Origin of the sequence: Modestobacter sp. VKM Ac-2978, assembly GCF_026968025.1 — a bacterium.
Classification (GTDB): domain Bacteria; phylum Actinomycetota; class Actinomycetes; order Mycobacteriales; family Geodermatophilaceae; genus Modestobacter.
In genome coordinates, this window is record NZ_JAPVBP010000008.1 from 187394 (window position 1) to 211983 (window position 24590).

The 24590-nt window shown below is 74.0% G+C and carries 21 protein-coding genes and 1 tRNA gene; 16 read left to right on the forward strand and 6 right to left on the reverse strand.

Annotated features, from left to right (window positions below; translation table 11 throughout):
- Nucleotides 1–119: 119 nt before the first annotated feature.
- Genes O2W53_RS19200 through O2W53_RS19210 form a run of 3 tightly spaced genes read right to left on the reverse strand, consistent with a single transcriptional unit; the run spans nt 120 to nt 2697 of the window.
- Nucleotides 120–977 carry an ankyrin repeat domain-containing protein gene (locus tag O2W53_RS19200; RefSeq protein WP_269164666.1) on the reverse strand — a complete coding sequence of 286 codons (858 nt, stop codon included), beginning with the start codon at nt 975–977 and terminating at the stop codon, nt 120–122.
- Between the two features lie 35 nt (nt 978–1012).
- Nucleotides 1013–1780 carry an ABC transporter permease gene (locus tag O2W53_RS19205; RefSeq protein WP_269164667.1) on the reverse strand — a complete coding sequence of 256 codons (768 nt, stop codon included), beginning with the start codon at nt 1778–1780 and terminating at the stop codon, nt 1013–1015.
- Nucleotides 1780–2697, reverse strand: coding sequence for an ABC transporter ATP-binding protein (locus tag O2W53_RS19210; protein ID WP_269164668.1), 918 nt, complete (start codon nt 2695–2697; stop codon nt 1780–1782). The genes O2W53_RS19205 and O2W53_RS19210 overlap by 1 nt, the downstream gene beginning before the upstream one ends.
- A 370-nt stretch (nt 2698–3067) precedes the next feature.
- Between O2W53_RS19210 and O2W53_RS19215 the strand changes: the two genes are divergently transcribed.
- Together O2W53_RS19215 and O2W53_RS19220 are read left to right on the forward strand one after the other, a co-directional pair.
- Nucleotides 3068–4123, forward strand: coding sequence for an adenylate/guanylate cyclase domain-containing protein (locus tag O2W53_RS19215; protein ID WP_442928853.1), 1056 nt, complete (start codon nt 3068–3070; stop codon nt 4121–4123).
- Nucleotides 4124–4183: 60 nt separating this feature from the next.
- Entirely contained in the window at nt 4184–5821 is a 1638-nt protein-coding gene (locus O2W53_RS19220) for an ABC-F family ATP-binding cassette domain-containing protein (RefSeq protein ID WP_269164670.1), read from the forward strand.
- 80 nt (nt 5822–5901) lie between these two features.
- On the opposite strand, the gene O2W53_RS19225 is transcribed toward O2W53_RS19220, so the two are convergent.
- The 3 genes from O2W53_RS19225 to O2W53_RS19235 form a co-directional block, all read right to left on the reverse strand.
- Nucleotides 5902–5973, reverse strand: a tRNA-Arg gene (locus tag O2W53_RS19225).
- Between the two features lie 120 nt (nt 5974–6093).
- On the reverse strand, nt 6094–6792 hold the full coding sequence (locus O2W53_RS19230; protein WP_269164671.1) for a DUF305 domain-containing protein: 699 nt from the start codon (nt 6790–6792) through the stop codon (nt 6094–6096).
- A gap of 49 nt (nt 6793–6841) precedes the next feature.
- A complete protein-coding gene (locus O2W53_RS19235; protein WP_269164672.1) occupies nt 6842–7639 on the reverse strand; it encodes a DUF3105 domain-containing protein in 798 nt (265 codons plus the stop codon).
- 212 nt (nt 7640–7851) lie between these two features.
- Between O2W53_RS19235 and argS the strand changes: the two genes are divergently transcribed.
- The 14 genes from argS (at nt 7852) to atpB (ending at nt 24507) form a co-directional block, all read left to right on the forward strand.
- Complete coding sequence (gene argS / locus O2W53_RS19240; protein WP_269164673.1) at nt 7852–9513, forward strand: arginine--tRNA ligase; 1662 nt, start codon at nt 7852–7854, stop codon at nt 9511–9513.
- Nucleotides 9510–11003, forward strand: a complete 1494-nt coding sequence (gene lysA / locus O2W53_RS19245) for a diaminopimelate decarboxylase (protein ID WP_269164674.1) — start codon at nt 9510–9512, stop codon at nt 11001–11003. The genes argS and lysA overlap by 4 nt, the downstream gene beginning before the upstream one ends.
- Entirely contained in the window at nt 11000–12295 is a 1296-nt protein-coding gene (locus O2W53_RS19250; protein WP_269164675.1) for a homoserine dehydrogenase, read from the forward strand. Before lysA ends, O2W53_RS19250 begins: the two co-directional genes overlap by 4 nt.
- A 37-nt stretch (nt 12296–12332) precedes the next feature.
- Nucleotides 12333–13424, forward strand: a complete 1092-nt coding sequence (gene thrC, locus O2W53_RS19255) for a threonine synthase (RefSeq protein WP_269164676.1) — start codon at nt 12333–12335, stop codon at nt 13422–13424.
- Entirely contained in the window at nt 13425–14405 is a 981-nt protein-coding gene (thrB, locus tag O2W53_RS19260) for a homoserine kinase (RefSeq protein ID WP_269164677.1), read from the forward strand.
- Between the two features lie 234 nt (nt 14406–14639).
- The gene (gene rho / locus O2W53_RS19265) at nt 14640–16952 is read left to right on the forward strand and encodes a transcription termination factor Rho (protein ID WP_269164678.1); all 2313 of its coding nucleotides are present in this window, start codon (nt 14640–14642) and stop codon (nt 16950–16952) included.
- 181 nt (nt 16953–17133) lie between these two features.
- Nucleotides 17134–17364 carry a 50S ribosomal protein L31 gene (rpmE, locus tag O2W53_RS19270; protein WP_269164679.1) on the forward strand — a complete coding sequence of 77 codons (231 nt, stop codon included), beginning with the start codon at nt 17134–17136 and terminating at the stop codon, nt 17362–17364.
- Between the two features lie 109 nt (nt 17365–17473).
- Nucleotides 17474–18553 carry a peptide chain release factor 1 gene (prfA, locus tag O2W53_RS19275; protein WP_269164680.1) on the forward strand — a complete coding sequence of 360 codons (1080 nt, stop codon included), beginning with the start codon at nt 17474–17476 and terminating at the stop codon, nt 18551–18553.
- A gap of 26 nt (nt 18554–18579) precedes the next feature.
- Nucleotides 18580–19431 (forward strand): peptide chain release factor N(5)-glutamine methyltransferase, encoded by an 852-nt coding sequence (gene prmC / locus O2W53_RS19280; RefSeq protein WP_269164738.1) that lies wholly within the window; start codon nt 18580–18582, stop codon nt 19429–19431.
- Between the two features lie 14 nt (nt 19432–19445).
- Nucleotides 19446–20087 (forward strand): L-threonylcarbamoyladenylate synthase, encoded by a 642-nt coding sequence (locus tag O2W53_RS19285; protein ID WP_269164681.1) that lies wholly within the window; start codon nt 19446–19448, stop codon nt 20085–20087.
- A gap of 241 nt (nt 20088–20328) precedes the next feature.
- Nucleotides 20329–21624, forward strand: a complete 1296-nt coding sequence (gene glyA / locus O2W53_RS19290) for a serine hydroxymethyltransferase (RefSeq protein ID WP_269164683.1) — start codon at nt 20329–20331, stop codon at nt 21622–21624.
- A 3-nt stretch (nt 21625–21627) separates the two neighbouring features.
- Entirely contained in the window at nt 21628–22878 is a 1251-nt protein-coding gene (locus O2W53_RS19295) for a glycosyltransferase family 4 protein (RefSeq protein WP_269164684.1), read from the forward strand.
- Nucleotides 22875–23345 (forward strand): hypothetical protein, encoded by a 471-nt coding sequence (locus O2W53_RS19300; RefSeq protein ID WP_269164685.1) that lies wholly within the window; start codon nt 22875–22877, stop codon nt 23343–23345. Before O2W53_RS19295 ends, O2W53_RS19300 begins: the two co-directional genes overlap by 4 nt.
- A gap of 334 nt (nt 23346–23679) precedes the next feature.
- Complete coding sequence (gene atpB, locus O2W53_RS19305; RefSeq protein ID WP_036340177.1) at nt 23680–24507, forward strand: F0F1 ATP synthase subunit A; 828 nt, start codon at nt 23680–23682, stop codon at nt 24505–24507.
- Nucleotides 24508–24590 lie beyond the last annotated feature (83 nt).

Below are 24590 nucleotides of genomic sequence, written 5' to 3' on the forward strand. Positions count from 1 at the left end.
GCCCCCGGTCCGGGGGTGCAGTGCTCCCGCGTGAGATGCCGCACGTGTCCCGGGTCACTGGGGCCTGTGGACCGGGCAGAACCGGCACCGTGCGGTCCGATCCGCCGCCGGGCGCGGCGTCATCCGCTCGCGCCGGCGGTGACCAGCATCTCGGCGAGCGAGTCGGCCACCGGCGCGTCCCCGGCGGCCTCGGCGCGCTGCCGTGCGGCCGCCACCCGGGCGATGTCCAGGGCGGAGGCACCGTCGTGGGTGGTGGCGTCCACGTCGGCCCCGGCGTCGAGCAGCAGCCGCACCACCGCCTGGACGTCGCCGCCGGAGGCCGCGTCGGCATCGCCACCGGAGGCCGCCGGGGCACCGTCACCCGAGGCGGCGCCGGCGACGGCGGCGTGCAGGGGGGTGCGGCCGGTGGCCGGGTCACGGACGTCGGCGTCCGCGCCCGCCGCCAGCAGCGCCTGGACGACCGCCGGCGCACCTCCGGCGGCCGCGGCGTGCAGGGCCCGGCCGGGCGCCGCACCGCGGTCCAGCAGCACCTGGACCGTGCCGGGTCGGCCGCCGGCCGCCGCCCAGCTCAGCAGGTCGGTGTCGGTGGCCGGGTCGGTGAGCGGGACGCCGTCGTCCAGCGCCCGGGACAGCGTCTCGACCTCGCCCAGGAACGCCGCGGAGGCGGCGTCGACGGGCGCACCCGCCTCGCGGAGCACCTCCACCAGGGCCGGCGCGTGCAGCAGGGCCAGGTTCAGGGGGGTGCGGCCGTCCTCGGTCCGGGCGGTCGGGTCGGCCCCGGCCTCGACCAGTGCGGCGACCATCGGGGCCTGCCCGGCGAGCACGGCGAGGTGCAGCGCGGTCCAGCCGTCCGCGCCGTCCCGCTCGACGGCGGCCGACAACAGGTGCGGCTGCTCCTGCACGGCCGCCCGGACGGCGTCGAGCTCGCCGTCGGTGACCAGTCGCCCGAGCCGCTGGACGGTCATCCGACTGGTCACGCAGCCTCCTTCGGTGTCGCCTGGCGGGTGCGCACTCAGACCACGTCCCGGCGGACGGCCAGCAGCGTGCCGAGCAGGGCGGCGACCAGGCCGTAGCCCAGCAGCAGGAGGGCGCCCTGCCACTGCTCGAGCAGGTCCGGGCCCTCGAAGGTCGCCGTCATCGCCTCCAGCGCGCCACCGGGCAGCCACTTGTAGGCCCCCGAGGTCGCCGGGATGCTGCGCAGCAGCGGTTCCACGACGAAGAGGTAGATCAGTGCGGCGACGATGGCACCGACCTGGTTCTTCAGCAGCGCGCCCAGACCGACCCCGATCACCGTGTAGATGACCAGCGCGAGACCGGCGAAGGCGAGCACCTCGAGGTTGTCGCCGCTCAGCTCCGGAGCGCCACCGCGGGCGTTGCCGTAGACCAGCACCACCGCCGCGGTCACGGCGCAGACGACGACCGCGTAGGGGATCGCCACCAGGGCGTAGGCCAGCAGCTTGGCGATCACCACCCGGCCACGCTGCGGGGTGGCGAGGAAGGTCGGCGTCGCGGTGCGGTGCCGGTACTCCTGGGTGATCCCGATGATCCCGAGGACCACCGAGATCACCGTCGCGTTCGTGGCCAGGGAGAAGGCCAGCTGGCCGTACGCGGGCGAGTCCAGCGGCGGCAACCCGCTGTCCGGGTTGCCAGCGAAGGCGGTGAACAGCGCCGCGAACGCACCGGACAGCACGCAGGCGCCGACCAGCAGCCCGATCCACACCCGGGTGCTGAAGAGCTTCGTCCACTCCGCGCGGACCAGTCGCGCCACGACGGTGCCCATCAGGCAGCTCCCTGCTCGGCGTGGACGGCGGCGTACTGCTCCGAGCCGGCGGTGAGCCGGAAGTACACCTCTTCCAGCCCACTGGTGCGCGACCGCAGTTCGTGCAGCTCGATCCCGCCGGCGAACGCCCGCCGGCCGATCTCGTCGGTGCTCAGCCCGGTGACCGTCAGCCCGTCGGGGGTCGCGTCGGTCAGGGCCACCGTCGTCCCGTCGGTGCGCAGCAGGTCGGCCAGCGCGGTGCTCTGCGGACTGCGCACCAGCACGCTGCCGGCGCTGCCGGAGCGCAGCTCGGCCAGGGTCCCCTGGCGGACGAGCTTGCCGGCGCCGACGATCACCACCCGGTCGGCGGTCTGCTCGACCTCGGACAGCAGGTGGCTCGAGACCAGCACCGTGCGGCCCTGGTCGTGAGCCAGGTGGCGGAGGAACCCGCGCAGCCACTGGATGCCCTCCGGGTCCAGGCCGTTGGCCGGCTCGTCGAGCACCAGCACGGCCGGGTCGCCCAGCAGCGCCGTGGCCAGCCCGAGGCGCTGGCGCATGCCCAGGGAGTAGCCCCCGGCCCGGCGCCGGCCGGCGGTGCCGAGCCCGACCAGGCCGAGCACCTCGTCGGCGCGGCCGACCGGCAGGCCGGTCGCGCGGCAGTACACCCGCAGGTGGTCGCGGCCGCTGCGCGCCGGGTGGAACGCCGTCTCCAGCACCGCGCCGACCTGGCGCATCGGCTCGGGCAGCCCCGGGTAGCCGACGCCGTTGAACGTGGTCGTGCCGGTGTCGGGCGTGATCAGGCCCAGGGCCATCCGCAGCGTGGTGGTCTTCCCCGCGCCGTTGGGCCCCAGGAAACCGGTCACCTGCCCGGGTTCGACGGTGAAGCTCAGGTCGTCGACCGCGCGCACCTTGCCGAACGTCTTCGTGAGGCCGTTCACCTCGACCCTGACGGGGTCGACGGCGGCCGATCTGCCGCTGCTGATCTCGCCCTCCTCGCTCCGCCGGCGGGTCCGGCGCCGGGGCCATCCAAGCGCACCGGCACCCTCCAACGCGAGGACCACGGCGGCGGTGCCACCTGATCGGTCGTGGGTTCGGTAGGTTCCGCGCGGTGGGCGAGCTCGCACACCGACGGATGTCCCAGCAGTGCCGTGCACGCGGCCGACGAACGCCCGCCGAGGAGGTCCGGTGACCGTCTCTCGCAGCACCAGCGGCCGGCCGGCCGCTGCACACCGCGCGGGCTGAGCGCTGCCGACGTCCGAACCGGGTCCCGCCGACGGTCCCGACCCGCGCGAGTCCCTGGAGCGGCTGCTGCTCGAGGGGCCGCGCCGGTACACCCGCCGGCAGGTGGCCGAGCTGGCCGGCATGCCACCCGAGCGCACCCAGCGGCTGTGGCGGGCGCTGGGCTTCGCCGACGTCCCCGAGGGCGACCCGGCGTTCACCGACGCCGACGTGACCGCCCTGGCCCGGCTGTCGGCGCTGATCGACTCGGGCTTCGTCGAGCCCGGCGCCGAGGCGTCCATCGCCCGCGCCATGGGGCAGTCGCTGTCCCGGCTGGCCGACTGGCAGACCGACATGCTGGCCACCCTGCTCACCGCCCCCGGCGGCCCGGAGGACCGCGCGGCGGTGGAGGCCGACGCAGTCCGGTCCACCGAGCGGCTGCTGCCGCTGATGCGCGAGCTGCAGGACTACGTCTGGCGGCGGCACCTGGCCGCCAACGCCGGGCGGCTGTTCCTCGCCGCCCCGGGGGCCGGGGACCGGCGGGAGCTGGCGGTCGGCTTCGCCGACCTGGTCGGCTACACCTCGCGCAGCCGCGGCATGGGCGGTCAGGAGCTGGGCGCGATGGTCGAGGACTTCGAGGGGCTGGCCGCCGACGTCATCGCCCGGTTCCGCGGCCGGGTGGTGAAGACGGTCGGGGACGGCGTGCTGTTCACCTGCGCCGACCCGGTGGACGCCGTGGAGATCGCGCTGCTGCTCCCGGACGAGTGGACCGCCGCGGACCGGCCACCGCTGCGGGTGGGTGCTGCCCACGGGGCGGTGCTCACCCGGCTCGGGGACGTGTACTCACCGGTGGTCAACCTGGCCAGCCGGCTCACCTCGCTCGCCCGGCCCTCGACCGTGCTGGTCGACGAGCAGCTGGCGCGCGAGCTGCGCGGTGTCCGGCAGTACCGGGTCCGGCCGCTGCGTCGGGTGTCGGTGCGCGGCTACGACAACCTGCGCCCCTGGCTGGTCCGCCGGAGCGGCACGGGGGACGAGGCACCCGGGGTGGCCGCGTTCGAGGAGCTGCTCGACGAGATCGCCGACGACGTCCTCGCGCTCCCCGAGGACGAGGAACCGCCCGGCGGGGCCGGCCCCTTCGCCGATTGACCCCGGTCCGCGCCGGGGCCGCTCACCGGTCGTCCGGCCGTCGGGCGGCACCATGTGCGGGTGTCCGCCACGCTGCTCGCCCGTGGACTGGCCGCCGGTCACGGCGCCCGGGTCCTGTTCGCCGACCTCGACCTGGTCGTCGCCCCCGGCGACGTCGTCGGCCTGGTCGGGGTGAACGGCGCCGGCAAGTCCACCCTGCTGCAGACCCTGGCCGGGGTGCTGCCGGCCGAGTCCGGGGAGATCGCGCTCAGCCCGCCGTCGGCGACGGTCGGCTACCTCCCGCAGGAGACCGACCGGCGGCCGGGGGAGACCGTGCTCGACCTGCTGGCCCGGCGGACCGGGGTCGCCGCCGCCGAGCAGGTCATGGAGGAGGCCACCGAGGCGCTCACCGCGGGTGCCCCGGGCGCCGACGACCGGTACGGCGACGCCCTGGAGCGCTGGCTGGCCCTCGGCGGCGCCGACCTGGCCGAGCGCGCCGAGGCGGTGGTCGCCTCGGTGGCTCCCGGTGTGGCCCTGGACGCGGCGACGGTCGGGCTCTCCGGCGGGCAGGCCGCCCGGGTCGGGCTGGCGTCGCTGCTGCTCAGCCGGTACGACGTCCTGCTGCTCGACGAGCCCACCAACGACCTCGACCTGGCCGGGCTGGAGCAGCTGGAGAGCTTCGTCGCCGGCCTGCGCACCGGGGTCGTGCTGGTCAGCCACGACCGCGAGTTCCTCGCCCGCACCGTCACCCGGGTGGTGGAGCTCGACCTGGCGCAGCAACTGGTGCGGGTGCACGACGGCGGCTACGAGGCCTACCTGGTCGAGCGGGAGGTGGCCCGTCGGCACGCCCGCGAGGAGTTCGAGGAGTTCGCCGACACCAAGGCCTCGCTGGAGTCCCGGGCGCGGATGCAGCGCAACTGGATGGCCAAGGGCGTCCGCGACTCGATCAAGAAGTCCAAGGACGGCGACAAGCACATCAAGGCGGCCAACCGGTCCTCGTCGGAGAAGCAGGCCGCCAAGGCCAAGCAGACCGAGCGGCGGATCGAGCGACTCGAGGTGGTCGACGAGCCGCGCAAGGAGTGGAAGCTGCGGATGGAGATCGCTGCGGCTCCGCGGGCCGGCGCCGTGGTCGCCACGCTCCGTGGCGCCGTCGTCCGACGTGGTGGGTTCACCCTCGGGCCGGTGGACCTGCAGGTCGACTGGGGTGACCGGGTGGCGATCACCGGGGCCAACGGGTCGGGGAAGAGCACCCTGCTCGCCGCACTGCTGGGCCGGTTGCCGCTGGACGAGGGGACGGCGGCGCTCGGCTCGGGCGTGCGACTGGGCGAGGTGGACCAGGTCCGGGGCAGCTTCCTGGGGGACGAGCCGCTGGCCGCGGCGTTCGGGGCCGAGGTGCCCGACCTGCCCGATGCCGAGGTGCGCACGCTGCTGGCCAAGTTCGGGTTGCGCGCCGACCACGTGGTGCGGCCGGCCGGCACCCTGTCGCCGGGGGAGCGGACCCGCGCGGCGCTGGCGCTGCTGCAGGCCCGCGGGGTCAACGTGCTGGTGCTCGACGAGCCGACCAACCACCTGGACCTGCCGGCGATCGAGCAGCTGGAACAGGCGCTCGCCGACTACACCGGCACGCTGATGCTGGTCACCCACGACCGCCGGATGCTCGAGGCGGTGCGCACCACCCGGCGGTTCGCGGTGGCCGACGGCCGGGTCCAGCAGGGCTGACCGGGCCGGGGACGACGCCGCCCGCCCGGGACGAGGTGTCCTGGGCGGGCGGGGAAGTCGCGGTGCGAGCTGGGCTGGTGTGCCCCCGGCAGGATTCGAACCTGCGCCCCTGCCTCCGGAGGGCAGTGCTCTATCCCCTGAGCTACGGGGGCTCGTCCGCGTGTCGTGCTGTCCTGCGATCGTGCTGCGCTCTGCTCCCGCTCGGCGCCCGTGGCACGTTACCAGCCCGCGGATGCGTCACCGGCAGGGGCCCCGCCTCCGCGGCGACCGGGTCAGGGTGCCGGCAGGGGCTCCCCGCCACGCGCCCGGAGCATCGCCGCCATGGTGGCCGTCTCGGCGTCCTGGGTCTCCGCGATCGAGCGGGCCAGCCGCTCGACGACGTCGACGTCGGAGTGCTCCCGGCCGTACTCGGCCATGGCCAGCCCGCCCTGGTGGTGCCGGATCATCAGCTGCAGGAACATCCGGTCGAACGCCGTCCCGGACAGCGAGCGCAGCTCGGCGAGCTCCGCCTCGGTCGCCATCCCCGGCATCAGCGCCGCGCCGGCCGTCTCGTGGCCGGCCATGTCGTGTCCGGCCATCTCCCCGTCCGACATCCACGCCATGGTCTCCCCGCCGTTGAACGGCAGGTCCCACAGCGACAGCCAGCCCTGCATCCGGCCCAGCTGGTTGGTCTGGGTGGCGGAGATGTCGAAGGCCAGCTGGCGGATCTCCGGGTCCTCGGTCTCGGTGAGCGCCAGGTTCGCCATCTCCACCGCCTGCAGGTGGTGCCGGGACATGTCCCGGGAGAACCCGGCGGCGACCGAGTCGGTGGTGGGCTGCTCGTCGCGCCCCACGCCCAGTGCCACGGCCAGCCCCCCGCCGGCTAGCAGGAGCCCGACGGCGATCACCGCCACCAGGACGCCGGTCAGCCAGCCCCGGGGCCGGCCGGCGCTCGTCGCGCCACGGCCGTCCTCGCTCGCGGGATCGGTCATCGGGTCCTCTCCGGTGGTGCGGCAGGTGCTGCGACGGGCGCGGGGTGGGTCAGGGGGCCGAGGTGGTCTCGGCCGCCGGGGTCGACGTCGTCGGCGCGTCGGTGGCCATGGCGTCGGAGCCCCGGCTGTTGTCGTCCTCCACCAGCGGGTCGGCGATGAACAGCGGGTTCTCGCAGCTCGCCCCGACCTCCGGGTAGAAGTCGGCGTTGTAGGTCATGAAGTCGGCGTACTGCTGCACCCGCACGTCGTCGGCGGAGTCGACGGCCAACTGGTGGTTCCACGACTGCAGGCTGATCGGCGCGCCCAGCCCGGCGTAGGGGGAGAGCATGAGGCCCGACGTGCCCTCGACCAGCTCCTCGAGCGTGGCGAGGTCGCCGTCGGCGATGAGCTCGGGGTCGTAGGCGATCCAGGTGGCGCCGTGCTCCATGGAGTGGACGGCGTTCTCGTGCCGGATGTCCACGTCGTAGACGGTGCCGGTGCAGTCGGCCCACTCGCCGTCGTGCGGCCCGCCGACCGGCGGGGTCTCGGTGTAGCTCACCGGCGTGGTGACGTGCTCCTGGCCGGCGGCGTACTCGAAGGTCTCCAGGCCGCTGATCTGGCTGGCCTCGGTGACCCGGTTGGCGTTGGACTCGTTCACCTGGACGACGGCGTAGCTGATGATCGCCGCGGCGAAGACGACCACCGCGACGGCGGCGGCGATCAGGCCCCACGGCTTCTGCTGGGTGACCACGGTGGTCGGCGGACGGGTGCGCCCCCGGCCGCCGGAGCCCTTGCCGGGCACCTGTGACCCCCCACGGGAAGCGCCGCTGGTCGCGCGGCCGTTCTCGGGCTTGGGGTCCTTGGCCACTGCCGCTCCTCGCTCGCTGTGCGTCGTGGGTCGCGCTGTCTCGCGAGCCAGCGCGTGCCCTCGTCCGTCCCGGGCTGCTCCCGTCCGGCGGGTGCGAGTCTAGGTCGCGGACCTGTGGAGTCCCTGGCCGTCGGCGGCCCGGCGGGGGTGTCGCGGCCCACAGCCCGGCGGGCAGGTCGGAACGGGGATGCCCGGCTCCGTACGATCGAACGGTGACACCCGAGCAGCTCAGCGACGTCGTCCGGTCCGCAGTCGCGGCGGCCGTGGAGCGCGGCGTGCTCTCCGTCGCCGTCCCCGACGAGGTCGTGATCGAGCGGCCGAAGAACCCCGAGCACGGTGACTACGCCACCAACGTGGCGCTCCGGCTGGCCAAGGCCGCCGGGCGCCCGCCGCGTGAGGTCGCCGAGGTGCTGGCCGCTGAACTGCGCGGTGTCGAGGGCGTCTCGGCGGTCGACGTCGCCGGGCCCGGCTTCCTCAACGTCACGCTGGCCAAGGACGCGCTGGGCCAGATCGCCGTCCGGGTGGTCGCCGCTGGCGAGGCCTACGGGCGCACCGAGGTGCTGGCCGGGCAGCGGCTCAATCTTGAGTTCGTCTCGGCCAACCCGACCGGCCCGGTGCACATCGGCGGCACCCGGTGGGCCGCCGTCGGCGACGCCCTCGGCCGGCTGCTGACGGCCAGCGGCGCGCAGGTGACCCGGGAGTACTACTTCAACGACGCCGGCGCGCAGATCGACCGGTTCGCGCTGAGCCTGCTGGCGGCGGCGCACGGGCGGCCGGTGCCGGAGGACGGCTACGCCGGTGACTACATCGGTGAGATCGCCGCCCAGGTGGTGGCCGCCGAGCCCGGCGTGCTCGAGCTGCCCGAGGCCGACCAGCAGGAGCGGTTCCGGGTGCTCGGCGTCGACCTGATGTTCGCCGAGATCAAGCGGACGCTGGCCGACTTCGGCGTCGTCTTCGACGTGTACTTCAGCGAGCGCACGCTGCACGAGACCGGTGCGCTGGAGAAGGCGGTGGCCCGGCTGCGCGAGCAGGGTCACGTCTTCGAGGCCGACGGCGCCGTCTGGCTGCGGACGACGACCTTCGGGGACGACAAGGACCGGGTGCTGGTCAAGAGCGACGGCGAGACGACCTACTTCGCCGCCGACTGCGCCTACTACCTGGACAAGCGCGAGCGCGGCTTCGACAAGGTCGTGATCATGCTGGGCGCCGACCACCACGGCTACATCGGCCGGTACAAGGCGCTGGTCGCCGCACTCGGCGACGACCCGGACGTCAACCTGGAGATCCTGATCGGGCAGCTGGTGAACCTGGTCCGGGACGGGGAGCCGCTGCGGATGAGCAAGCGGGCCGGCACGGTGGTGCTGCTGGAGGACCTGGTGGCCGCGGTCGGTGCCGATGCCGCCCGGTACGCGCTGGCCCGGGCCTCGGTCGACCAGCAGATCGACCTGGACCTGGACCTGTGGAGCCGGCAGACCAACGACAACCCGGTCTTCTACGTCCAGTACGCCCACGCCCGGATCTCCTCGCTGTTGCGCGGCGCCGCCGACCTCGGCCTGCCGCTGGGCGAGGCCGGTGACGTGGACACCGCGGCGCTCGCCCACCAGCGGGAGGGCGACCTGCTGCGGGCGCTGGGGGAGTTCCCGCGGGTGATCGCCTCGGCCGCGGAGTTGCGGGCTCCGCACCGGGTGGCCCGCTACCTGGAGGAGCTGGCCGGCACCTACCACCGGTTCTACGACTCGTGCCGGGTGCTGCCGCGCGGTGACGAGGAGGCCACCCCGGTGACCACCGCCCGGTTGTGGCTCTGCGCGGCGACCGCGACGGTGCTGCGCAACGGTCTGGCCGTGCTCGGCGTCTCCGCCCCGGAGCGGATGTGAGAGCGCACCCGGCCGGTCCGCTGCACGGCAACATCGCCCCGCCCCCGGCGGCCGGCCCGGCACCGACCGACCTCGGCGTGCTGGACCCGCAGGTCTGGCCGCGGTCGGCCCGGCGGGTCGACGGCGAGCTGGAGCTGGGTGGCCGCCGGGTGACCGACCTGGCCCGCGCGCACGGCACGCCGCTGTTCGTGCTGGACGAGGACGACTTCCGCAGCCGGGCCGCCGACTTCGCCGACGCCTTCAGCGACGCCGACGTGCACTACGCCTCCAAGGCGTTCCTCTGCGGCCAGGTGGCCCGCTGGATCGCCGACGACGGGCTGCACCTGGACGCCTGCAGCGGCAACGAGCTCGCGGTCGCGCTGGCCGCCGGCTTCCCGGCCGAGCGGATCGCGCTGCACGGCAACAACAAGTCGCTGGTCGAGCTGCAGCTCGCGGTCGACGCCGGGATCGGCCACGTGGTGCTCGACTCCTTCGACGAGATCGACCGGCTGGTGCCGCTCGGGGAGGCCCGGGTGGCCGCCGGTGGCGCGCCGGTGTCGGTGCTGATCCGGTCGACGGTGGGCATCGAGGCGCACACCCACGAGTTCATCGCCACCGCCCACGAGGACCAGAAGTTCGGCTTCTCGCTGGCCACCGGCGACGCGCTCACCGCGGCCGTGCGGGTGATCCGGGAGCCGGGGCTGCACCTGGCCGGACTGCACAGCCACATCGGCTCGCAGATCTTCGACACGGCCGGCTTCGAGGCCGCCGCGCACCGGGTCGTCGGCCTGCTCGGCCAGGTGCACCAGGCCACCGGCGAGGTGCTCGGCGAGCTCAACCTCGGCGGCGGGTTCGGCATCGCCTACCTCGCCGAGGACGACCCGGTCAGCCCCGAGGACGTCGCGGTGAAGCTGCGGTCGGTCATCGCCGCCGAGTGCGCGGCCCTCGGGCTGCCGGTGCCGCGACTGGCCGTCGAGCCGGGCCGCGCGATCGCCGGGCCGGGCACCGTGACGCTGTACGAGATCGGCACGATCAAGCCGGTGCGGCTGGGGGCCAGTGGCGCGCCGGGCACCCCGCTGGTGCGCAACTACGTGTCCGTCGACGGCGGGATGAGCGACAACATCCGCACCGCCCTCTACGACGCCAGCTACACCTGTGTGCTGGCCAACCGCGCCTCCGACGCCCCACCCGCGCTCTGCCGGGTGGTCGGCAAGCACTGCGAGAGCGGTGACGTGCTGGTCCGCGACCTGTGGCTGCCCTCGGACGTCCAGCCCGGCGACCTGCTGGCGGTGGCCGCCACCGGCGCCTACTGCTGGTCGATGGCGAGCAACTACAACTACCTGCTGAAGCCGCCGGTGGTCGCCGTGCGGGACGGGGTGGCGACCGAGATCGTGCGACGTCAGACACTGTCCGACGTGTTCGCCCTCGATGCCGTCCTCGCCGACGTGCCCGCCCCCAGCCCGGCGATCGACCAGCCGGCGCCCGAGCACGCCGCAGGAGCCCAGTCGTGAGCGATTCCCTGAAGGTGGCCCTGCTGGGCTGCGGCACGGTGGGCGGCGCCGTCCTGCGCCTGCTGTCCGAGCAGGCCGATGACCTGACCGCCCGGATCGGGCGCCGGGTGGAGGTCGCCGGGGTCGCCGTCCGCCGTCCCGACCGGCACCCCGAGGTGCCCGCCGAGCTGCTGACCACCGACGCCGAGGAGCTGGTCACCCGGCCCGACGTCGACCTGGTGGTCGAGGTGATCGGCGGCATCGAGCCCGCCCGCACGCTCCTGCTGGCCGCCATCGGCGCCGGGAAGTCGGTGGTCAGCGCCAACAAGGCACTGCTGGCCGACGACGGCGTCGCGCTGCACGCCGCGGCCGCCGAGGCCGGCGTCGACCTCTACTACGAGGCCGCGGTCGCCGGGGCGATCCCGCTGCTGCGCCCGCTGCGCGAGTCGCTGGCCGGTGACCAGCTCCGGCGGGTGGTCGGCATCGTCAACGGGACGACGAACTACATCCTGTCCCGGATGGTCGAGACCGGGGCCGGCTTCGGCGAGGCGCTGGCCGAGGCGACCGAGGCCGGGTACGCCGAGGCCGACCCGACCGCCGACGTCGACGGGTTCGACGCCGCCGCCAAGGCCGCGATCCTGGCCTCGCTGGCCTTCCACTCCCCGGTCACCGCCGCCGACGTGTACCGCGAGGGCATCTCCGCGGTGTCCGCGACCGACGTCGCCCGGGCCGCCGAGATCGGCTGCACGGTGAAGCTGCTCGCGATCTGCGAGCGCGTCGCGGGCAGTGACGGCGCCGACGACTCCGTCGCCGTCCGGGTGCACCCGGCGATGATCCCGACCACCCACCCGCTGGCGGCGGTGGGCGGCGCGTTCAACGCCGTCTTCGTCGAGGCGGAGGCGGCCGGTGAGCTGATGTTCTACGGCCAGGGCGCCGGCGGGCAGCCGACCGCCAGCGCGGTGCTCGGCGACCTGGTCGCGGTGGCCCGCAACCGGGTGGCCGGCGTCGCCGGACCGGGGACGACGGGCTACGCCGGCCTGACCGTGCGGCCGATGGCCGACACCCCCACCCGGTACCACGTCAGCCTCGACGTCGCGGACAAGCCGGGTGTGCTGGCGACCGTCGCGCACGAGTTCGCCGCGCAGGGCGTCAGCATCGCCACCGTCCGCCAGGACGGGCACGGCGACGCCGCCACGCTGGTGATCGTGACCCACCGGGCCCCGGACGCGGCCCTGGCCACGACCGTCGCCCGGCTGCGGGAGATGTCGGCCGTCCGGGGCGTGACCAGCGTGCTGCGGGTGGAGGGGCTGTGAGCGGAGTGTTCCGCGGAGGCGAACGGGTGATGTGGTCATGAGCGCTGGACTCCCGACGGGGCTGCGCGCCCCGGTCTCGCCGTACTGGCCGGGCCTGATCGAGGCCTACCGGGACCGGTTGCCGGTGAGCGCCGCGACCCCGGTGGTGACGCTGCAGGAGGGCGCCACCCCGCTGCTGCCGGCGCCGGAGCTGTCCCGCCGCACCGGGTGCGAGGTGTGGCTCAAGGTCGAGGGGGCCAACCCCACCGGGTCGTTCAAGGACCGCGGCATGACCATGGCCATCTCCAAGGCCGTGGAGGAGGGCGCGCAGGCGGTGATCTGCGCCTCCACCGGCAACACCAGCGCCAGCGCGGCGGCCTACGCCGCCCGGGCCGGTCTGACCTGCGCCGTCCTGGTCCCGACCGGCAAGATCGCCACCGGCAAGCTGGCCCAGGCGCTGGTGCACGGGGCGAAGCTGCTGCAGGTCGAGGGCAACTTCGACGACTGCCTGACCCTGGCCAGCAAGCTGGCGATCGACTACCCGGTCAGCCTGGTCAACAGCGTCAACCAGTACCGCATCGAGGGCCAGAAGACGGCGTCGTTCGAGATCGTCGACGTGCTCGGCGACGCCCCCGACGTGCACTGCCTGCCGGTCGGCAACGCCGGCAACATCACCGCCTACTGGCAGGGCTACCGCGAGTACGCGGCTGACGGCCCGGCCACCCACACCCCCAAGATGTGGGGCTTCCAGGCCGCCGGCGCCGCGCCCATCGTCACCGGTCGGGTGGTCGACCGGCCCGAGACCATCGCCACCGCCATCCGGATCGGCAACCCGGCGTCCTGGACGAAGGCGCTGGACGCCCGGGACACCTCCGGTGGCCGGATCGACGCGGTCACCGACCGGGCGATCCTCGCCGCCTACCGGCTGCTGGCCCGCAGCGAGGCGGTCTTCGTCGAGCCGGCGTCGGCCGCGTCGGTGGCCGGTCTGCTGCAGGTGGCCGAGGCCGGCGGCCTCGAGCCGGGACAGCGGGTGGTCTGCACGGTCACCGGCAACGGCCTCAAGGACCCGGAGTGGGCGATCTCCGGTGCGCCGGCACCGGTCACCATCCCGGTCGACGCGGCCGCCGCCGCGGCACAGCTGGGTCTCTGAGTGGAGCAGACCGCCGCGGTCCGGATCCGCGTCCCGGCGACGAGTGCGAACCTCGGTCCGGCCTACGACTGTGCCGGGTTGGCGCTGTCCTGCTGGGACTCCCTCGACGTCGCCGTCACCGACGGTGGGCTGACCGTCGAGGTGGCGGGTGCCGGCGCCGGTGAGCTGCCGACCGACGAGTCGCACCTGGTGGTGCGCGCGTTCCGGGCCGCCTCCGCAGAGCTGGGGTGGACACCGGCCGGCCTGCGGTTGTCCGCGCGCAACACCATCCCGCAGGGCCGGGGGATGGGCTCCTCCGCCGCGGCGGTGACCGCCGGGGTCCTGGCGGCGTGGGCGCTGTGCCCCGACGTCGCCGAGGTCGACGCCGAGGCCGTGCTGCGGCTGTGCTCCGAGCTCGAGGGCCACCCGGACAACGTCGCCCCGTGCCTGCTCGGTGGGGCGACGTTGTCCTGGACGACGGCCTCCGGCGCGCGCGCCGCGCGGCTGGCCGTCGACCCGCGGATCGCCCCGGTGCTCTTCGTCCCGGCCACCACGCTGGCCACGCACCTGGCCCGGGGGCTGCTGCCCGAGACGGTGCCGCACGCCGACGCCGCACACGCCGCCGGTCGCTCCGCACTCCTGGTGCACGCGCTCACCCGCGATCCGGCCCTGCTCCTGGAGGGGACCGAGGACCGGCTGCACCAGGCGCAGCGGGCGCCGGCCATGCCCGAGAGCGCCACCCTGCTGGCCCGGCTGCGGGCCGACGGGCACGCCGCCGTCGTCTCCGGCGCCGGTCCGTGCGTGCTGGCGCTGGCGGTGCTCGGTCCCGACGAGGACGCCGGCGCGCCGGCCGCTGCGGTGCAGGTGAGAGCCCTGCACGAGGCGACGCCGGCGGGCTGGGAGTGCCGGCCGCTGCCCGTCGACCCCACCGGCGCCGTCATCACCCCGCTGTCCGGTGATCACGATGCGGTATCGTCCGAGGCGCCTGGAACACACCCGTGACGGACTGTGTTGAAAGGTGTGTCGGCCTGTGTCTAGGCTGACGACGTAGCCGCCTCCGGGCGAGCCTCACGCGGGGCGTTGCAGACGGTCGATCCGTCGCCGTTGAACCCCTCGCAATCCACAGATCCGCGTCACCCCGGTCGATCCGACGAGTCCAACACTGGCTCTCGCGTTCCGGGGCCGGGTCACCTCCTGCGCTGGTAGGCGCAGGTCACCGCAGGGAAGGACCTGTACGTGAGCGAGAGCACCGACCTCATCGACGGCGAGCGCGACGCCGCCCCGTCCGACGAGGCAGCTGCCGGCAGCGGGACGGCTCCCCGTTCGCGCCGCCGTGGCAGCGGACTGTCCGGCATGCTGCTGCCCGAACTGCAGCGCCTGGCCGGCGAGCTGGGCATCCCCGGCACCGGCAAGATGCGCAAGAGCGACCTCGTCGCCGCGATCTCCGAGCGGCAGGTGGGCGCCGGCTCCGCCTCCGAACCGACCTCGTCCGCCGGTGCGCCGGCCAGCACCCCGAGCGTGCCCACTCCCCGTGCCGACGAGAGCGCCGCTCCGGCCGCGCCCCTGGAGGCCCCGGTCAGCGGCGGTGCGAACGGCGGTCCGGCGACCGTCCCCAGCACCGACGCCGCCCCCGCCGATGCCGCTCCCGCCGACTCGGCCCCCGCCGACTCGGCCCCCACTGGCCGTCGCCGTCGCGGAGCCAGCCGTCCGGCCGGGGCGCCCACCGTCGACTCCCCGGCCACGGCTCCCGCCGCCCCGGTCGCCGCAGACGACACCGCGGAGCCGGCCACGGTCGAGGCGGCCGAGCCGGCCGAGTCCGACACCCGCCCCGACGGTGACCGACCGCAGCGCAGCCGCAACCGGGATCGCGCCGAGCGCGCGCCCCGGGAAGGCGGCGAGCGCGAGGAGCGGGGCAACCGGGACTCCGGCAACCGCGACTCCGCCACCCGCGAGGAGCGGGGGAACCGCGACTCCGGCGAGCGTGAGGACCGCAACCGCGACTCCGGCACCCGCGACGAGCGCAACAGCCGCGAGGACCGCAACCGGGACTCCGCCGGCCGGGACGAGCGGGGCAGCCGCGAGGGTGCCGACCGTGACGGGGAGCAGCGCGGCGGACGCAACCGCAACGACGGCGAGTCCGGTCGGCCCGGCCGCAACAACCGGGACGGCAACCGCAACGACGGCCCCGGCAACCGGAACGACGGGCCTGGCAACCGCGGCGACGCGGGCGCCAACCGCAACGACGGCCGCAACGACACCCGGAACGACACCCGGAACGACGAGGACGACGACGACTTCGAGGGCGGCCGCGGTCGCCGTGGTCGTCGGTACCGCGACCGCAACCGGCGCGGCGGCAGTGCCGGTGGGCGCGAGCGCTTCGACCAGGGCGAGCCCACCGTCAGCGAGGACGACGTCCTCCTCCCGGTGGCGGGCATCCTGGACGTGCTGGACAGCTACGCGTTCGTCCGCACGTCGGGGTACCTGACCGGCCCGAACGACGTCTACGTCTCGCTGTCCCAGGTGCGTCGCTACGGTTTGCGCCGCGGCGACGCCATCACCGGCGCCGTCCGTCAGCCCCGTGAGGGCGAGAAGAAGGACAAGTACAACGCGCTGGTCCGGCTGGACTCGGTCAACGGGCTGGACCCGGAGCAGGCGCGCAACCGCCCTGAGTTCACCAAGCTGACCCCGCTCTACCCGCAGGACCGCCTGCGGCTGGAGACCGAGTCGCACCTCATGACCACCCGGCTCATCGACCTGGTCATGCCGATCGGCAAGGGCCAGCGGGCGCTGATCGTCAGCCCGCCGAAGGCCGGCAAGACGATGGTGCTGCAGTCGATCGCCAACGCGATCACGACCAACAACCCCGAGGTCCACCTCATGGTGGTGCTGGTCGACGAGCGGCCCGAAGAGGTCACCGACATGCAGCGCTCGGTGAAGGGCGAGGTCATCGCCTCGACCTTCGACCGGCCGCCGGCCGACCACACCACGGTCGCCGAGCTGTCGATCGAGCGGGCCAAGCGCCTGGTCGAGATGGGCCACGACGTCGTCGTCCTGCTGGACTCGATCACCCGGCTGGGCCGCGCCTACAACCTGGCGGCCCCCGCCAGCGGGCGCATCCTCTCCGGTGGCGTCGACTCCACGGCGCTCTACCCGCCCAAGCGCTTCCTCGGTGCGGCTCGCAACATCGAGAACGGCGGCTCGCTGACGATCATCGCCTCGGCGCTGGTCGAGACCGGTTCCACGATGGACACGGTCATCTTCGAGGAGTTCAAGGGCACCGGGAACGCCGAGATCAAGCTGGACCGGCGGCTGGCCGACAAGCGGGTCTTCCCCGCGGTCGACGTGAACGCCTCGGGCACCCGCAAGGAGGAGATCCTCCTCTCGCCCGACGAGCTGGCGATCATCATCAAGCTGCGCCGGGTGCTGTCCGCCCTGGAGCCCCAGCAGGCCCTGGAGCTGCTGCTCGACCGGATGCGCAAGACGCGCAACAACATCGAGTTCCTGATGCAGGTGCAGAAGACGACGCTGGGCGTGAACGAGAAGGACTGACGAAGGCCCCCTGCGCCCCGTCGCGAGCCAGCTCGCGACGGGGCCCCGGCAGGGGGGCCGTACACTGGGCGATCGAGCCTCTGCCGTCAGGGGTCGCCCAGTTCCCCGACGGTGCCATGACCAGCAGACTGACCAGCAGACTGACCAGCAGACCACGAGACCAGAGAGAGGGTGTACCGGCATGAAGGCCGACATCCACCCGCAGTACAACGTCACCGCGGTGACCTGTGGTTGCGGTAACACGTTCACCACCCGCAGCACCTCGCCGTCCGGTCAGCTGACCGTCGAGGTCTGCTCGGCGTGCCACCCCTTCTACACCGGCAAGCAGAAGATCCTGGACACCGGTGGCCGCGTCGCCCGCTTCGAGAAGCGGTTCGGCAAGCGCGCCGCCGGCACCCCGGCCGACAAGTAGCACCCCCGACGGCGCCCGCGCCGCCCTGCACCAGGGCGGCGCGGGCGCCGTCGTCATGTCCGCCCCACCCGCCCGCGGCCTGTCGGGACCGAAGACCAGAGGAGTGCCCGTGAGCAGCAGCACCGGAGCCGGCAGCGACCGGCTCGCCGGCCTGCTCGCCGAGCACCGCGAGCTGGAGGCCGAGCTCGCCGACCCGGCGGTGCACGGCGATGCCGCCCGGGCCCGTCGGCTGGGCCGGCGGTACGCCCAGCTCGCCCCGGTCGTGGAGACCGCGCGCCAGCTCGACGCCGCGACGGACGACCTCACCGCGGCCCGCGAGCTCGCCGGGGAGGACGCCTCCTTCGCCGCCGAGGCCGACGAGCTGACGGGGCGCGTCGGGGAGCTGACCGGCCGGCTCACCGAGCTGCTGCTGCCCAAGGACCCCGACGACGACAAGGACGTCATCCTCGAGATCAAGGCCGGGGAGGGCGGGGCGGAGTCGGCGCTGTTCGCCGGCGACCTGTTGCGGATGTACCTGCGCTACGCCGAGCGGCGCGGCTGGGCGACCGAGGTCCTCGACGCCGTCCCGGCCGAGCTGGGCGGGTACAAGGACGTCGCCGTGGCGATCAAGTCGCGCACCGACGAGGGCATCTTCGCCCGGCTGAAGTTCGAGGCCGGCGTGCACCGCGTGCAGCGGGTCCCGGTCACCGAGTCCCAGGGCCGGATCCACACGTCGGCGGCCGGGGTGCTCGTGCTCCCCGAGGCCGAGGAGGTCGACGTCAGCGTCGACCCGAACGACCTGCGCATCGACGTCTTCCGCTCCTCCGGGCCGGGTGGGCAGAGCGTCAACACCACCGACTCCGCGGTGCGGATCACCCACCTGCCCTCCGGGATCGTGGTGAGCTCGCAGAACGAGAAGAGCCAGCTGCAGAACCGCGAGTCGGCCCTGCGGGTGCTGCGCTCCCGGCTGCTCGCCGCCGCGCGGGAGGAGGCCGCCGCCACCGCGTCGGACCAGCGGCGCAGCCAGGTGCGGACGGTCGACCGCAGCGAGCGGGTGCGCACCTACAACTTCGCGGAGAACCGCATCGCCGACCACCGGGTCGGCTTCAAGGCGCACAACCTCGACCAGGTGCTGGACGGCGACCTCGACCCGGTCCTGGACGCGCTGACCGCGGCCGCGACCGCCGAGCTGCTGGCGGTCGGCTCCTGAGCACCACCCCGTCGACCGGCCGGGCGCTGCTCGGCGACGCCGTCCGGCGGCTCGCCGCGGCCGGCGTGGAGTCGCCCCGGGTGGACGCCGAGCTGCTGCTGGCCGCCGTCCTCGGGGTGACGCGCACGGCGCTGCTGACCCTCGGCGAGGTGCCCGACGAGCAGGCAGCCCGGTACGCCGCACTGGTCGAGGAGCGCGCCGCCCGGGTCCCGCTGCAGCACCTCACCGGGACCGCACCCTTCCGGCACCTCGAGCTGTCGGTCGGTCCCGGGGTCTTCGTGCCCCGCCCGGAGACCGAGCTCGTCGCCGGCTGGGTGCTGACCAGGATCACCGGGCTGGCCGCGCCCACCGTCGTCGACCTGGGTGCGGGCTCCGGTGCGATCGCGCTCGCGGTGGCCAACGAGCACCCCGGCGCCCGGGTCGTGGCCGTCGAGCGGGACGCCGCGGCGATCGAGTGGACCCGGCACAACGCCGCGGCCCGCGCCGCGGCCGGTGACACCCCCGTCGAGGTGCTGGCCGGCGACATGACCAACCCGGCGCTGCTGTCCGAGCTGGACGGCGCCGTGGACGTCGTCGTCTCCAACCCGCCCTACGTGCCCGACGGCGCCCGGCTGCCCCGGGAGGTCACCGAGCACGACCCGCCGCTGGCGCTGTGGGGCGGGCCGGACGGGCTCGACGTCGTCCGCGGGATGCTGGGCACGGCCGCCCGCCTGCTGCGCCCCGGCGGCTGGCTGGGCATCGAGCACGCCGACCAGCAGGGGAGTGCGCTGCCGGCGCTGGTCCGGGCCCACGGCCGGTGGGCCGACGTCGCCGACCACCGTGACCTCGCCGACCGGCCGCGCTACACGACCGCCCGGTCGTCCCCGCGGGGACAGTGACAGACTCCCGAGCCGTGGCCGACGTCTTCGACTGCAGTGACCCTGACCAGCGCGAGGCGGGGCTGACCGCTGCCGCCATGGCGCTGTCCCGCGGTGAGCTCGTGCTGCTCCCCACCGACACCGTCTACGGGGTGGCCGCCGACGCGTTCACCCCGGGCGCGGTCACCCGGCTGCTGGCGGCCAAGAACCGGGGCCGCAACATGCCGGTCCCGGTGCTGGTGGGGGAGGCCTCCACGCTGGCCGGGCTGGTCGTCACCGTGCCCCAGGTGGCCCACGAGCTGGCCGCGGCCTTCTGGCCCGGCGGCCTGACCCTGGTGGTGGAGCACGCACCGTCGCTGGCGTGGGACCTCGGGGACGCCGAGGGGACGGTCGCCGTCCGGCTGCCGGACGACGACGTGACCCGGGACCTGCTGCGGCGCACCGGCCCGCTCGCGGTCTCCAGCGCCAACCGCTCCGGCCGCCCGGCCGGCACGACCGCGGCGGAGGCGGCCTACCAGCTGGGCGAGCACGCCGCGGTGGTCCTGGACGGGGGGCCGCGGACCGGCTCGGCGCCCAGCACGATCGTCGACTGCACGGCCCCGACCCCTCGGGTGCTCCGCCTGGGCGCCATCGAGCTGGAGCAGCTGCGCGAGGTCGTCCCCGACATCACGGACTGAGGAAGGACCCCGTCCTCCTCACCCCTCGCGAGCTCGGGGCGAGCCTCTGGACGGGGCCTCACCGGGCCGCAGGGCGTCCGACGGCCGTCCCGAGCGACTCACCTCACGGGGGAACGACAGTCGGCCGCGGTGCGATGCGGACCGTCGCCGCGCCACAGCGATACCGTGGTGCGACAGCCGCGCGGCCCTCATCGACGAGTGCACGCGGGCACCCGCACCGAGCAGCAGGAGTGCACCCGCGATGAGCACCCCCTACTGGGGCCCGGACTTCGACGCCCTGGCCGACTTCGACCCGGAGATCTCCGGCGTCGTCCTCGACGAGCTCGACCGGCTGCGGGGCGGCCTGCAACTGATCGCCAGCGAGAACTTCACCAGCCCCGCCGTCCTGGCCGCGCTGGGGAGCACGCTGTCGAACAAGTACGCCGAGGGCTACCCGGGGCGCCGGTACTACGGCGGCTGCGAGGTCGTCGACCGGGCCGAGGAGATCGGCATCGCCCGGGGCAAGGAGCTGTTCGGCGCCGAGCACGTCAACCTGCAGCCGCACTCCGGTGCCAGCGCCAACCTGGCAGCCTACGGTGCCTTCCTGCAGCCCGGCGACACCCTGCTGGGCATGGCGCTGCCGCACGGCGGGCACCTCACCCACGGCACCAAGGTCTCCTTCTCCGGCAAGTGGTTCAACGCCGTCCAGTACGGGGTCGACGAGACGACCGAGCACATCGACTACGACCAGGTGCGCGACCTCGCCCGCGAGCACCGGCCCAAGCTGATCGTCGCCGGTGGCTCGGCGATCCCGCGGCTGATCGACTTCGCCGCCTTCCGGGAGATCGCCGACGAGGTGGGCGCTGTCTTCATGGTCGACGCGGCGCACTTCATCGGCCTGGTGGCCGGCAAGGCGATCCCCTCGCCGGTGCCCTACGCCGACGTCGTCACCTTCACCACGCACAAGGTGCTGCGCGGCCCCCGTGGCGGGGCGATCGTCTGCAAGGCCGAGCACGCCAAGGCCATCGACAAGTCGGCCTTCCCGATGATGCAGGGCGGCCCGCTCATGCACGCCATCGCGGCGAAGGCGGTGAACCTCAAGGAGTGCCTGCAGCCGGAGTACCAGGCCTACGCCCGTCAGGTGATCACCAACGCCCAGGCGCTCACCGAGGGCCTGGCCGCCGAGGGCCTGCGGCCGGTCGCCGGCGGCACCGACACCCACCTGGCGCTGCTGGACCTGCGCGAGGTCACCGACACCGCCGGCGAGCTGGTCACCGGCAAGATCGCCGAGGCCCGCTGCGACGCGGCCGGCATCGTGCTGAACAAGAACGCCATCCCCTTCGACCCGCAGCCGGCCTCGGTCGCCTCCGGCGTCCGGGTCGGCAGCCCCTCGGTCACCACCCAGGGCATGGTGGAGGACGACATGAAGTCGATCGCCTCGCTCATCGGCACCGCGATCCGGGACGCCGACGGCTCCCGGACGACCGAGGTCGCGGCCGGGGTGCGCGAACTGGTCGGCGCCCACCCTGCCTACCCCGAGCCCACGCGCGTCGGCTGAGCCGTGCGCGAGTACGCCGTCGTCCTCCTCGCCGCCGCGCTGGTCACCTTCCTGGCCACGCCGGTGGTGCGGGTGGCGGCGGTCCGGTTCCGGGTGATGGCGGCGGTCCGTGACCGCGACGTGCACGTCATCCCCACCCCGCGGGGCGGGGGAGTGGCGATGTACCTCGGCGTCGCGGCCGGCGTCCTGGTCGCCTCGCAGCTGCCCTCGCTGCAGCGCAGCTTCGAGTTCAGCACCCAGACGATCGCCGTCCTGGTGGCCGGCGGGCTGATCTGCGCGCTGGGGGTGCTCGACGACCGGTTCGGCCTGGACGCGCTCACCAAGCTGACCGGCCAGATCGCCGCGGCCGGGGTGATGGTGCTGCTCGGCGTGCAGCTGGCCTACGTGTTCCTGCCGGTCGCCGACATCGGCACCCTCTCCCTGGGCCCGGACGTCGGGGTGCCGGCGACGATCCTGCTGACCGTCCTGACGGTCAACGCGCTGAACTTCATCGACGGGCTGGACGGGCTGGCGGCCGGTGTCTCGGCGATCGCGGCGCTGGCCTTCTTCGCCTACAGCTACCACCTGGGGCTGGTCGGCTTCGACGACGTGGCCAGCGCACCGGCGCTGATCACCGCCGTGCTGGCGGGGGCCTGTCTGGGCTTCCTGCCGCACAACTTCAGCCCGGCCCGGATCTTCATGGGCGACTCCGGCTCGATGCTGGTCGGGCTGATGCTGTCGGCCGCCGCGGTCTCGGCCACCGGGCAGACCGACTCGCAGACCCTCGGCTCGGCGGCCAGCCTGTTGCCGCTGACCCTGCCGCTGCTCGTGCCGATCGCCGTGCTGTTCATCCCGTTCATCGACCTGCTGATGGCCGTGGTGCGCCGCACCCGGCGGGGACAGTCGCCGTTCAGCCCGGACAAGATGCACCTGCACCACCGGCTGCTGTCGATCGGCCACTCGCACCGCCGGGCCGTCCTGATCATGTACTTCTGGGCCGCGCTGCTGAGCTTCGGCGCCGTCGCCCTGTCCATCACCGGTGGCACCGTCGAGGTCCTGGTGATCGTGGGCGCGCTGCTCGTGGTGGGCGTCGTCGTCGTGCTGAGCCCACGCGCCCGCCGGGCGGCGATCGCGGCCCGTGAGGCCGAGCTCGCGGCGATGAAGGAGCGCAGCCGTGCCGCGCACCCCGCCAGCCGTGCCGTCCGGGACGGCGCCGGGACGACGCGCCCCCCGACCCCTGTCGCACCGTCCACCCCGGCCGGGGTGCGCCGATGAGCGGCGCCCGGGCGACCGGGGACGCCCCCTGGGACCTGTCCTTCCTCCGGATCGGGCTGCTGGTCACCGCGGTGGTGACCGCGGTGGCTGCCGTCGCCGTCGGCGTCGCCCTGACCTGGGCGGATGCGCTGACCGTGGTCATCGGTGCGACCGTCGTGACGGCGTTCTTCTGCGTCTCCGGGCTGGTCGTCGCGTGGGCCGGCAAGGTGGACGACACGTGGACGATGCCGGCGGCGCTGGGCACGTTCGGGCTCAAGGCGCTGGTGCTCTTCCCGCTGCTGACCGGCCTCCCGGCCGACGGGTGGCCGGACCGCCAGGTGCTGGCCTGGACGGTGGTCGCCGGCGCGCTGTTGTGGAGCGGTGTGCAGCTGCGCTGGGTCTGGACCCGGCAGTTGTTCTACGTCCCACCGCCGACCCCACCGGGGGAGCGGCGGCATTCCCCGGAAAACCCGGCGCCGCGCGGCTGATAGTGTCCGAAGCGATGGCCGAGGACACCTCCGAACCTGGGGGCGCACGACCACGACCTGCGCGTCCAGCTCGTCAGCCCAGCGGGGCCGACATGGGCTGGGCGGTCACCGGGACGCTCCTGTCCGGGATGGCGGTGTGGGGCGGGGTCGGGTGGCTGATCGACCAGTGGCTGGACACGCGAGTGTTCTTCCCGGTCGGGATCATCCTCGGCGTGGCAGTGGCCATCTACGTGGTGGTCAAGACATACGGCGAACCCGATCCGGCCTCCGGGCGGGACGCCGGACACCCCCCGGGCGGACGACGGAGCCGGCCCAGGACGCAGAAGGGACAACGGTGACCTCCAGCGCCCACGCGCTCGGCGACGTGCTCGCTGTGGAGAGCGACCCCGGCGGCGGCTTCACGCCCCCGGGCATCGGTGAGTTCTACCCCGAGGTTCTGACCAGCTTCTCCGTGCTGGGTGTCGGCTTCGAGATCACCCGGATCACGATCATCGCCTGGGTGGCCACGCTGGCCATGATCGCCTTCCTGGTGGCCACGGTCCGCAAGCCGGAGATCGTCCCCGGCAAGATGCAGTTCATCGGGGAGACCGGCTACTCGTTCATCCGGGACGGGATCGCCCGGGACGTCGTCGGCCCCAAGGGCCTGCCGTTCGCCCCGTTCCTCGCCTCGCTGTTCTTCTTCATCCTGGCGAACAACCTGATGGCGATCATCCCCTTCGCCCAGATCTCGCCGATGTCGAAGTTCGCGTTCCCGCTGGTGCTGGCGCTCATCTGCTGGGTCGTCTACATCGTGGTCGGGATCAAGAACCAGGGGCTGTGGCCCTACTTCCGGGACATCATGTTCCTGCCCGGCGTGCCGAAGCCGATGTACCTGCTGATCACGCCGCTGGAACTGCTGCAGAACTTCATCGTGCGGCCGTTCACGCTGGCGATCCGACTCTTCGCGAACATGTTCGCCGGCCACATGCTGCTGGTGACGTTCGCCCTCGGGGCCACCTACCTGCTGTCGGTCGGCAACTTCTCGGCCGTGTTCGGGCCGATCTCCGCGCTGATGGCGATCGTGATGACGTTCTTCGAGCTGCTGGTCATCTTCCTGCAGGCCTACGTCTTCACGATGCTGATGGGCACCTACCTCAACGGCTCCGTCGAAGCGGCCCACTGACCCGCACCACGGTGGCCCGCACGCCGGGCCGCTCCCATGAACTGCACCACCCGCAGGACCCCGCCAGCCGCCCGGTGACCACC